Here is a 10,356-nt window from a genome sequence, read left to right on the forward strand (position 1 = left end):
ACGAGGTGATCCCGTTTCTCGACTACCCGCCCGAAGTGCGCCGACTTATTTACACGACGAATGCCATAGAAGCTTTGAACTCGAAAATCCGGCGTGCGGTGCGAACCCGCGGCCACTTCCCGAGCGATGAAGCGGCGGCGAAGTTGATCTACTTGGCCCTCAATGCTACTTCCGTCGAGTGGAAGCGATCTGTGCGTGAATGGCACCGCGTTAAAAGCCAACTCGCCATTATGTTCGAAGAACGCTTTCCCATGGCTTAACTAAAGGCGCCAGGGCACAAAATTACGCACACTCCCCTAGATTGCAGGTCAGTTTCGGAACAAGAGCCACATCATGATAGCGTCCCGAGACCGATCCCAGCGTGGAATAAAACCCGGTACCAATTGCTGGTAAGTCCGATATTGTTCTCCGAATTCTTCCAACATTCTCTTCTCTTCACGGCGCGCAAGTAAAACGTACGCAAGCACGATTATAGGAAACAGAGACACAGAGAAGACCGTCGGCCAATGAACGACACCCTCTCCGAACAATATCAAGAATAGCCCAAGGTATTGAGGGTGCCGGACAAGGCTATACAGACGGTCGGTCGCAAGCACTTTGGAATGTCGAGCAGCATAAAGCTGGCGCCAGCCTTTAACGACCAGCACTACCCCCATAATTACGAAGGCGTAACCTGCGATCATGGCCAGCACCATTGCCATGTCTCCAATACCCAACAAACTTGACCACAAGTTGGCGCTTAGATTGTCATTATCGATTCCCAGGAGCCGTACGGCTGCATAGACAGTTAGCGGAAAACCATACATTTCTGCATAGAGAGCGATTATAAAGGCCTGTACTGTACCTGCGCTTGCCCACTCGCGCCAATTATCGGGCGCGAAGTACCGATAAAGCACCCAGGATGCGATAATAATTGCGATGACAGCAAGCTGCCATGCTCCAGAATAGCCAATTTCATGCATCATTGCGGAATCCAACATTATAGATGCGCTCGCCTAAAACCGGGGCGAGCGAAATAGGAACCTTGCATGGCCTGATGTCGATGGCGCCTACCCAGAAGTCTTCGTGGGCGGTATGTGTCAAGCCGGAGCACGTCTTCACACCACGACTTAACTCTGTAGTTGCGGAGTTTGGCTCAAACATCAGCCGATGCGCCCGAGAATGGGAAATGCATCGAGCATCCAATACGATAATGCGCTCAGCTGTCCCGTCATCATCGCAATCCCCATCAGGATCATGACGATGCCGGCCGCTTGGTGGAGCCGCCGACCAACACGACCGATGGCGCGCAGCCGACCGGCAATCCGGTCCGTGAACCCCGCCACGATGAGAAACGGTATGCCAAGCCCGGCAGAGTAGACCGCAAGAAGCAGCATGCCTTCACCGATCGTCGCACTTGCTGCACTGGCCGTAAGGATCGCTCCAAGAATGGGCCCGATACAGGGTGTCCAGCCGAAGCCGAACGCAAGGCCGAGTACGTAGGAGGCCGCCGGTTGACCGCCGGGAATGTCGAGATTGAAACGAAAGTCACGTTCCATGACCGATAGCCGTGTCGCACCTATCATGAACAGTCCGAACAGGATAATGATCGCGCCGCCAATGAGGTTCAGCTCGTATCGCCAACTCAGCAGGGCCTGACCAAGTGCCGTCGCCGAAGCGCCAAGTGCGATAAATATGGTCGAAAAACCCAGAACAAAGCAGAGGCTCAACCACACGGCACGCGCCGTTGAGGAAGACGCCACGCCGCCCTGTGTGGCCGTGCGCCCCGCAACGTACGAGACATACCCCGGAACCAACGGAAGGACGCAGGGCGAAACAAATGAGATAGCTCCAGCCAGAAGAGCCGCGGTCAAACCGAGGAGCGAGATGTCTACCATGCGCCGGACTCCGCCCCGAAGAGCCTGCGCAGCGGAAGTCTGATTGCAGCCCAATAGGCAAGCGATGGAACGAATATCCATTGCAGGAAAGGTGTAAGGCCCGCATCCAGCACGGGGATTACCGGCATGATATCACGATAGGCCCAAGCAGCCCGGATCACGATGTTCAGATATTCACTGAATACCGTGTAGGAGACCCCTAAGACCACAGCCAACAGCAAGACTGCTCCGGCCCGTGCTGTCGGCCATGCGTGCCCGCCGACAAGGAACAAGGCAAGCAACAGCGTACTCATGGCGATCAAGAGATCACCGCCGGTACAATGAACGACTGCAAAGGCAATCTCACTCCAGCTTCCTTCTACCCAGATCGTATAGAGCGGGATGTGGGCAATTTCCCAGATCAGATGTCCGGCTGCGGAATAGATGATGTACCGACGAATGACGGATAGCCAGCTCGGATCGGGAATGTCGTATGGGGTTGTATTTGCTGTCATGCTTCTTGGTTCAATTCTGCTTTAATGCTCGTTTGTCAGTCCATTGACGTAGAGGATCATGTTGATATGGCGAAACGCTGCCCCCTCAAAGATCGCGGCATGTCGGTTGCCGCGTGCGATCACGTGGACCAAGGGCACTACAGAAGCATCCGGCGATAAAGCACGATATTGCGCAATCACCGGTTCGATCGATGATGGCGGACGAGCGACAATCACATTTTCGGCAGTTTCTCCAAATGCCGGATCTTCTGCATCACTCACGATCAGAAATGTCACCATACTCAGCATGGGCGATGAATTTATACCGTCTCTTACTTTGGCCAGAAGTGCCTGCTGCTCAGCGCAGGGCGCCCCGCAATCGGTCGGAACGAAGCTGAGGACGATGACCTGATCCGAAAGGCTACTGAGATCAAAGAGGGCACCATCCGGTCCAAGAAGTTCCAGGGTTGGCGCATTGCCAAGATCAACCGCTTTAAAAGCAGGTTCCTTCTGTTCCATTACTTCGTCGAGGCGATCACCGGGGTGGTCAGCGAAAGCCGGCACGGCGACAAAAGCGAGTATCAGCGCTAGAATCTTTCGCATGGTCATTCCTTTTCTGGTCCACTGGCGCCTGGTCCAAGTACCGGGACGCTGATCTCGATCTTGGCACCTGACGCGAATGTCAGGGTGAGGGGCAGGACGGTGCCCTCTTCGAGTTTTTCGGTGAGGGCGATCAGCATCAGATGCATCCCTCCGGGCGCGAGTGTGACCGTTTCGCCAGACGGCAATTTCAGAGCCTCGATCGCGGACATACGACTTACACCGTTTGCATCGGTTTCAACGCCGTGAACGGTGACATGCCCGGCAATAGGGGTGGTGATGCCTATCAGTTGATCGTCCTCATCGCTTCGAAGCGTGAGATAAGCCGCTGCCGGGCGCGAGGCGAGGATGCTGGCGCGGGCCCATCCGTCACTGATCGTAACATCGGCCTGTGCAGTCATCGGCCACATTGTCAGCGCGGCCAAAGGTATCATTTGTCTCATTCGTCCTGCCCAACTCTTCACAATTTTTCAAGTATATCTTGCGCCAACACTTCCGGCGGTTGGCCACCTTCCTGATAGACTGCCTCGAACGCACCGTCTGGGCGCATGAGGTAGACGTATCCGCCGTGCGCCATGAAATAACCGTCAGGTGCGGAATCGTCCTCGGTGCGCTCGTACCATGTTCGAAAGTTCGTCGCGGCCTCTGCGACCTGAACTTCGGTGCCTGTCAGTCCGATCAGACGCGGATGAAAAACCGATACATATTCTGCCATGACCGGCACCGTATCGCGCTCCGGATCGACCGTGATGAAGATCGGTGCCACTTTGACTGCATCGTCACCGAGCAAGTCGATGACGCTGGCCATGTAGGCCAGAGTGGTGGGGCAAATATCGGGGCAGTTAGTGAAGCCGAAGAAAACCATTTGCCAGCGATCTGAATAATCAGCCTGGGTCACGTCTTGTCCGGTATGGTCCGTGAGGGAAAATTCGGACCGAATAGCGGCCTCGCCTGAATATCGGACATTCTTCGATCCGTTTCCAAGATACATTTCCAGGCCGGAGTATATCGCAACCCCAGCCAGTGCCGTGAACGCCGCCGCCCATAGAATGGACCTCAGGAGCTGGGATTTTGGCGGGGTTTCATGTGGCTCAGTCGGCATTTTCAGCCTCCGAAATCAATGCCTGGAGATCCGCCTTTTCCAGCAATCCCGGGACGAGAGTTTTGCCGATCAGAAACGTCGGCGTTCCCGAGATTCCAAGTTCGGCGGCGGCCTGGTGGGATGCTTCGATATGGGCAGTGATATCTGCAGCCTTCATGTCGGCCTGTAGACGGGCATAATCCAAACCTGCCTGTTCGGCGGCGCGCTGGATCATCACCGAATTCGCCCGGGGTTGGGCCATTAGCGCTTCGTGAAACGAGGCAAAGCCATCTTGCTTGAGTGCGGCCAGTGACGCGCGCGCTGCAAGCTCGGAATCCGGACCGAGAATTGGCCATTCGCGCATTATGATGCGGAGTTCGGGGTTGTCCTTGATCAATTCGAACAGGATCGGGGCGGCGGCACGACAATAGGGGCAATTATAATCGAAGAACTCGATAAGAACGAGTTCCCCATCCGGGTTGCCCATAACACCAGCGTTTGTGTCGGACTGCAGGAGATCGCTCACGCGTTCGATGGCGGCAATTTGTTCCGCTTGGGCCTCTGCCTGTGCCTCCTCCTGGAAAGCCAGAAGCGTCTCCATCAGAACGCCCGGATTCTCGCGGATCGTTTGCAGGATCAAGGTCCTGATGGCCTCCTCCTCCGTCTGGTTGAGAGGCGTGGATTGTTGGGCCGCTGCAATAAAGGGCACGGACATCACTGCCCAGACAGAAATCACAAGGAGCCGAACGGCTGATTTAGGTGACATGCATTTTCTCCGCGTCGCATCGCCGGGGGCGGTCACCCCCGGCGATGACTACTCAGCCCTTGTCCGTTGAAGGGGTGGTTTCATCCATGGAATCGTTCATCTTTTCCATCATCTCGGTGCAGGCCTTCATCATCGGGCCCATTTCCTGCATCATTTTCATCATCGGCATCATGCCTTCCATGCTCGACATATCGCCGTTCATCATGTTGCCGGTCATGCCGCTCTCGCCGTCTATCATCTGGCCGGACGAATCGGTGTTGTCCTGGGCAGCCACACCGGTTGCCAAGAGGGTAGCTACGGCTGCGGCAATGGTCAGTTTGTTAATCGGTTTCATCAGTTTCTCCTTAAGGTTTTTTTGGAAGTGGTCGGGTTCAGTCCCTCGGCAGGCTCGCCTCTGTGGGTGAGCTTTTATTGTCGCATGATTTTGATTTGCACATCGCGCAAGCGCCCAGCCCACACATGACAGCGCAAGGCGCCAAGGCCAGGATAAGCGGGGCGGCCCCTATGGCCGCCAGCCAACCCCAGTTCAGGTAGAAAGCAGCGCCCACGACCGCCATTAACGCGAGGATCAAAAAACGGCGGTTGGACATCAGCCCTTGCAACGTCAGACGGTTTGAGCCGTCGGGAATTTGTGTGTCAGACATAGATCATTTCTCCTTTTCATCGATGATTGATTGAATTTGGTCCGTAACTTCGGGGCTGTTCCACTCGGCCGGCCCAACCAAGCGGCCCCGTTCCTTGCCGTCGCGGTCAATCAGGATCGTCGTCGGCAGACCAAGCGCTCCGAAGGCGAGCATCGCGCGGGTGCTGTCCGCGAGATACATTCCGAGGTGCTGGATGCCGATTTCGTCGTAAAAGCGGCGCACGACTTTGAGCCCCGCCCGATCGATCGAAAGCGGCAACACGTGAAAATCATCTCCACCAAGCCGGGCTTGAAGCGCATCAAGCGTGGGCATTTCTTCGCGACATGGCACACACCAGGTTGCCCAGATGTTTAGGAGCACGACCCTGCCTCGGAAATCCTCCAGGGTAAGGTCGCGCCCCGCGCCGTCCACGAAAGGCGGAGACAACATTTCCCGCGGTGTGTCGTGAAGCGGCATCAGCGGTCGTGCTTGGGCCGGTCCCGCGAGGCCAAACGCCGCCATCCCAGCCATTAATTCGCGCCGTTTCATGATCCAGCTCCTTCCTGAAGGCGCCGCACCACGGGAAGAATGTCTTCCTCCAGAGAGCGGCGGTTGAAGGGGCCAATGTGCTTGTAGGCGATCCGGCCATCGGCATCGATTACGAAGGTTTCCGGAAGTCCGTAAACGCCCCAGTCGATAGACACGCGCCCGGAACGGTCGGCACCGATCCGCGTGTAAGGGTTGCCGAGCTCAGTCAGAAATCCCAATGCCTCTTCGGGACGGTCCTTGTAGTTGATGCCGAATATGGCGACTTCATCCCGGGCGGCCAACTCGTTGAGCAAGGGCATCTCGACCCGGCACGGCACGCACCAGGACGCCCAGACATTGACAATGGACACTTGCCCTTTCAGGTCGCCAGTCGAGAGGCCGTCTGATCGCCCTTCTATTGGCGGCAGATCGAATTCGGGAACCGATTTGCCGATAAGTGCTGATGGCAGACGGTCATCATTGTTGAAGAGACCCCAGTAGAATCCAGCGCCGATGAGAGCGAAGATCGCGACCGGCAACATGCTCAGAAGCCGACCTTTGTTCCGACGTGGTTCCTCTGCGGCGCTCATAGCTCACCTTTATCGTTCGCTGAGACTTCCGCCTGAAATTCGCGCTGGCGGTCCGGCCAGGTACTCTTGATATAGGTGAGCACGTCCGCGATCTCGTCATCGGTCAGGATGCCTTCGAAGGCCGGCATGTCGCTTTCGTAGCCCGGAACCACCGCCCCGACGCCACCTTTCGTCACGATGAACAGGTTTCGGTCCGAGTGGTGCCATGTGTGGCCGGTCTCATCATGCGGCGGGGCGGGCATCCGGCCGTTGTCGAGCCGACGCTTCCAGTCGGGCTGACCTTCGAGGTCGGCACCATGGCAGGACGCGCAACTCTCAGCGTAGATCTGCTTTCCTGCCTCGAGGTCTGCCGCAGTGACAGGTTCGCCAAGGAAGATAAGCTCGCCAACTGGCGAATTATCGGATGCCGATTGCGCCAGCACGGCAAAACCGATTGCCGCAGCGATCACCCCCGCAAGCGGCAAAATGACGTAAGGCTTCATCTCGCCCCCCGAATGTATTTTACCAAAGCGACCAGGCTCAGCACGAGGACGGTAACAAGCAGCAACAAAACTAGACCGCCGCCGAACATCATGGTGCCCATCATCGAACCGCTCATCATACTCATACACTCACTCATCGGAATAAACGGAAATGCCGCCCTCACCGAATGCATAGGTCTTGAGTGTCCCGGATTTCACCCGCGCCATCCCTGGGGCGTTTGCGGGCATTCCCGGCAAGGTAATGCCAGCGATTTCTGGCTGCTCATTCACCAGGCGTTCGAGGATTTCAACGGGGACCAGACCGCTCACGAAGTAGCCTTCGATCTTGGCCAGATGGCAACCTAGCCCCTCCTTTGGGACACCCACAGAGATCGACGTCTTGTCGAAGTTGCGATCATCAATTCGCGTGACCGTATAGCCGTTACCCTCAAGATAATCGGCATAAGCGTCACAACATCCGCAGCCTGGATCTCGCCAGATCGTGATCTGTTTGGCGGTGCCTTCCGGTGTGGAAACAGGGGTTGTCGTGCCAGACACAGGTGCTTCCTCTTCGGAATTTTGCGCCCACGTAAGTGTCGTGAGAGCACCGGCTCCAACAATCCCGCCGGCAATAAGGCCAAGTATGGTTCTTCTCTGCATCATTCTCTCCTTCATCCGGCCGCGGTCGCGGTCCATGTAGCGCCGCCGTCGTGGCTGAGTTTCACTTCACCGCCGATGATCGCGGCAATATATGTTTCATCGTCGGGATGAACGGCGATGGCCGAGGCGGCCTCTTGGGCGGCCTGACGCCAGACAACACCGCCATCCGCCGAGGTCCAAATGCCCGAGGGAAGCGCGGCATAAAGCCGATCCGGTACCGAGGGGCTGCTTGCCAGCGACAAAACCGGACGGCCTTCGGGCAGCGGGTTTTCAGGGGGCTGCACGTCGCCTGAGACCAAAGCATCCATCGCGTTTCCGGACTGCACATCCTGCCAGCGGCAGAAGCAGTCGGGCACGCGCGTGAGGCCCAATTCTGTGCCCGCATAGATCCAGATGCCGCCCATACCGGTCTCCAGATCGACCGAAACGAGAGTCAGTGGATCACGCTCGGCTTCGTCGAGCCAAGGTCGGTCCATCGCGAGCGCCCATGTGTCCCCGGCGTCCTCGCTTTTGTAGAGACCGTCGCCACGGATCGCCGCGTAGATTAGATCGGGGTCTCGTGACCCAATTGCAATGGCAGTGACACCACCAGCGGGAAGTCCGGCTTTGCCGTTTCGCCAAGTGGCACCGCCATCGCCCGATATCGCCACGCCGCCCGTGGACAGCCCGGCAACCACCAACCCCGGCCGGTTGCGGTGGGTCGCCAGGGCAAGAACCTGTCCGGGAACTTCCCGACGGGCCCAGCTTGCGCCGCCATCGGCACTAGCGCGCAGGGTCCGACCGCCGACCAGGACGGTGTCGCCGTCGAAGGCCATCGCGCCCGTTTCGCCATCGCTCGCGGCCAGCGCGAATCGCGGCACCACTGCAATGGTTCCCAGGCCCAGCATCCCGGCAAGAACTGTGCGCCGGTTCGGCTCGGTGATCATCTCAATCGTTTTCATCATGCTCTCTCCTCTTCTCATGCGACACGGATCACACCGATCATCCCGGCCGCCTGGTGCTCGAGGATGTGGCAATGGAACATCCAGTCGCCCGGATTGTCGGCGACCAGCGCAATCTCGACGCGCTCGCGGGGTGCGATCAAAACCGTGTCCTGCCATTCGCGATATGCGGTCGGCTTTCCATCGCGGCTGAGGACGCGGAAGGAATGTCCGTGCAGGTGGATCGGGTGGCTGAACGCCGTCGCGTTGGTCATCTCGAGGACATGGCTCTTGCCACGTTCGAGGGTCAGGAAGGGGTCCAGCATCGGGCCTTCGGCAGCGACCCCGTTGACGAACCACATGCCGCCGCCGGTCATCATTCCGCCCATCATGCCGCGCGACGGCTCGAGGCCCAAGTCGCGCTGGACCATCGCGCCCATCATGCCGCCCGTGAACAGGATCTCGTGGCGTTGGGCCGCTGCGACATTGGGCTCGGCCAGCGGATTGTCAGGCAGGGCGATATCCCAGTCGGGCGGCCCGTCGCGCAGCGCCGTGTCGCCATAGACCACATCCAGCAAGCGATACTCGTTGTCGCGATAAGCCCGATCGACTACCTGCGCCCTTGTTCTGGGCGCGGCAGGGCAATCGAGCATCACATCCGCGCGCATCGCCGGGCCCAGAACCACGACTCCATCCGGCGGCGTGTGGGGCTCGACCGGCTGACCATCGAGCGCGATGACGCGCAGCCCGAGGCCTCCAAAATCCAGCGCGAAGAAGCGGGCGTTGGCGACATTAATCAAACGTAGCCGGATGCGTTCGCCTTGCCGCACGCCGAAGTCCCCGGAGACCTGACCGTTGATCGTCACCGTGTTGCCCAGTCGGCCCGCATGGCTCATGTCCATCGGTCCGGCGAAATCGTCGGAGATCGTACCATTCCGGTTCAACCGCCAATCGTCCAGCACCCAGGTCACATCGCGATCGACCTGCGGCGGGTTTGGTTCTTCGATAACGAGCGGTCCGTAGAGCCCGCGTCCGACCTGCTCGAAACTGCGCTGGTGCGGGTGATACCAAAAGGTTCCGGCATCGATCGCATCGAACTCGTAAGTGAAGGTCTCTCCGGGGGCGATCGGCACCTGCGTAAGATACGCGACCCCGTCCATTGCATTGGGCAGGCGCAGCCCGTGCCAATGGACGGTGGTTTCCTCGTCGAGCCCGTTTGTGACGTCGATGCGCAGGCGCTCGCCCTGTCGCACCCGCAATTCCGGGCCAGGAACCTGGCTGTTATAAGCCCAGGCAGGTGTCGCGTAGCCCTTAAATCTGAGACACGACGCGTTCGGGGATATTTTTTGCCCTTAACTATGAGATTCGACTGCCATCGTGCCTATGCTTTTCGCGCGCTGCCGGGCGATGTAATCAACCGCGGCAAGCAGACGTGGCTCCTTATCGAAGGCGCGCAATAGAGCAACCCTTGCATAGTCGTCGATGCCGGAGCTTGAGATGGCCGCTTTGACCAGTGGACGGGATTGGGCTGCATCAATTGCAGCAAGGCAAAACAGCCTTACTTCCAGCCTGTGGCCCTGAAGAGCGTATAACGGATCTCCGCGGAAGGCCTTTAATGATATGGCAAAGGTGACCGCGCGCATTGCGCGCCGAAATTGCTTGGAGCTGCGTAATCGCGCGGCGTATTCAAGCCGCGCGGCGCCGTTGCGCGCACGATTTATCAGCTTTTCGGGCATCTGTTCGCCACTGGCCTTGCCGAGCGTCGGCACAAGTCTCG

The 10,356-nt window shown here is 58.2% G+C and carries 16 protein-coding genes and 1 pseudogene; 1 reads left to right on the forward strand and 16 read right to left on the reverse strand.

Annotated features, from left to right (window positions below):
* A partial coding sequence (locus tag BLQ98_RS17570) for a transposase (RefSeq protein WP_208596100.1) occupies nt 1-260 on the forward strand: 260 nt, incomplete at its 5' end.
* Nucleotides 261-308: 48 nt separating this feature from the next.
* Here the strand turns inward: BLQ98_RS17570 and BLQ98_RS17575 are convergent.
* The 16 genes and pseudogenes from BLQ98_RS17575 to BLQ98_RS17650 form a co-directional block, all read right to left on the reverse strand.
* The gene (locus tag BLQ98_RS17575) at nt 309-965 is read right to left on the reverse strand and encodes a methyltransferase family protein (RefSeq protein WP_093734498.1); all 657 of its coding nucleotides are present in this window, start codon (nt 963-965) and stop codon (nt 309-311) included.
* 177 nt (nt 966-1,142) lie between these two features.
* Nucleotides 1,143-1,877: a cytochrome c biogenesis CcdA family protein gene (locus BLQ98_RS17580; RefSeq protein WP_093734487.1), complete on the reverse strand. Its 735-nt coding sequence runs from the start codon at nt 1,875-1,877 to the stop codon at nt 1,143-1,145.
* Nucleotides 1,871-2,371, reverse strand: a complete 501-nt coding sequence (locus BLQ98_RS17585; RefSeq protein ID WP_093734488.1) for a hypothetical protein — start codon at nt 2,369-2,371, stop codon at nt 1,871-1,873. Before BLQ98_RS17585 ends, BLQ98_RS17580 begins: the two co-directional genes overlap by 7 nt.
* A 21-nt stretch (nt 2,372-2,392) precedes the next feature.
* Nucleotides 2,393-2,953, reverse strand: a complete 561-nt coding sequence (locus tag BLQ98_RS17590; protein ID WP_093734489.1) for a cytochrome-c oxidase — start codon at nt 2,951-2,953, stop codon at nt 2,393-2,395.
* Nucleotides 2,954-2,955: 2 nt separating this feature from the next.
* Nucleotides 2,956-3,393, reverse strand: coding sequence for a copper chaperone PCu(A)C (locus tag BLQ98_RS17595; protein ID WP_093734490.1), 438 nt, complete (start codon nt 3,391-3,393; stop codon nt 2,956-2,958).
* Nucleotides 3,394-3,410: 17 nt separating this feature from the next.
* Nucleotides 3,411-3,941, reverse strand: coding sequence for an SCO family protein (locus tag BLQ98_RS17600; protein WP_279614940.1), 531 nt, complete (start codon nt 3,939-3,941; stop codon nt 3,411-3,413).
* Between the two features lie 100 nt (nt 3,942-4,041).
* Nucleotides 4,042-4,797, reverse strand: a complete 756-nt coding sequence (locus BLQ98_RS17605; protein ID WP_093734492.1) for a DsbA family protein — start codon at nt 4,795-4,797, stop codon at nt 4,042-4,044.
* Nucleotides 4,798-4,849: 52 nt separating this feature from the next.
* Nucleotides 4,850-5,131 (reverse strand): hypothetical protein, encoded by a 282-nt coding sequence (locus tag BLQ98_RS17610; RefSeq protein ID WP_093734493.1) that lies wholly within the window; start codon nt 5,129-5,131, stop codon nt 4,850-4,852.
* 37 nt (nt 5,132-5,168) lie between these two features.
* The gene (locus BLQ98_RS17615; RefSeq protein WP_237273199.1) at nt 5,169-5,441 is read right to left on the reverse strand and encodes a hypothetical protein; all 273 of its coding nucleotides are present in this window, start codon (nt 5,439-5,441) and stop codon (nt 5,169-5,171) included.
* A 3-nt stretch (nt 5,442-5,444) separates the two neighbouring features.
* Complete coding sequence (locus tag BLQ98_RS17620) at nt 5,445-5,969, reverse strand: TlpA family protein disulfide reductase (RefSeq protein WP_093734494.1); 525 nt, start codon at nt 5,967-5,969, stop codon at nt 5,445-5,447.
* Complete coding sequence (locus tag BLQ98_RS17625; RefSeq protein WP_208596101.1) at nt 5,966-6,538, reverse strand: DsbE family thiol:disulfide interchange protein; 573 nt, start codon at nt 6,536-6,538, stop codon at nt 5,966-5,968. The genes BLQ98_RS17620 and BLQ98_RS17625 overlap by 4 nt, the downstream gene beginning before the upstream one ends.
* Nucleotides 6,535-7,020: a c-type cytochrome gene (locus tag BLQ98_RS17630; protein WP_093734495.1), complete on the reverse strand. Its 486-nt coding sequence runs from the start codon at nt 7,018-7,020 to the stop codon at nt 6,535-6,537. The genes BLQ98_RS17625 and BLQ98_RS17630 overlap by 4 nt, the downstream gene beginning before the upstream one ends.
* 129 nt (nt 7,021-7,149) lie before the next feature.
* Nucleotides 7,150-7,695, reverse strand: a complete 546-nt coding sequence (locus BLQ98_RS17635; protein ID WP_237273198.1) for a DUF411 domain-containing protein — start codon at nt 7,693-7,695, stop codon at nt 7,150-7,152.
* Nucleotides 7,671-8,603, reverse strand: coding sequence for a beta propeller repeat protein (locus BLQ98_RS17640; RefSeq protein WP_237273197.1), 933 nt, complete (start codon nt 8,601-8,603; stop codon nt 7,671-7,673). Before BLQ98_RS17640 ends, BLQ98_RS17635 begins: the two co-directional genes overlap by 25 nt.
* Nucleotides 8,604-8,617: 14 nt before the next feature.
* On the reverse strand, nt 8,618-9,922 hold the full coding sequence (locus tag BLQ98_RS17645) for a multicopper oxidase family protein (RefSeq protein ID WP_093734497.1): 1,305 nt from the start codon (nt 9,920-9,922) through the stop codon (nt 8,618-8,620).
* Between the two features lie 9 nt (nt 9,923-9,931).
* Nucleotides 9,932-10,356: pseudogene (locus tag BLQ98_RS17650) on the reverse strand (TniQ family protein); the annotation flags it as partial.

Source organism: Sulfitobacter litoralis (assembly GCF_900103185.1).
Taxonomy (GTDB): domain Bacteria; phylum Pseudomonadota; class Alphaproteobacteria; order Rhodobacterales; family Rhodobacteraceae; genus Sulfitobacter; species Sulfitobacter litoralis.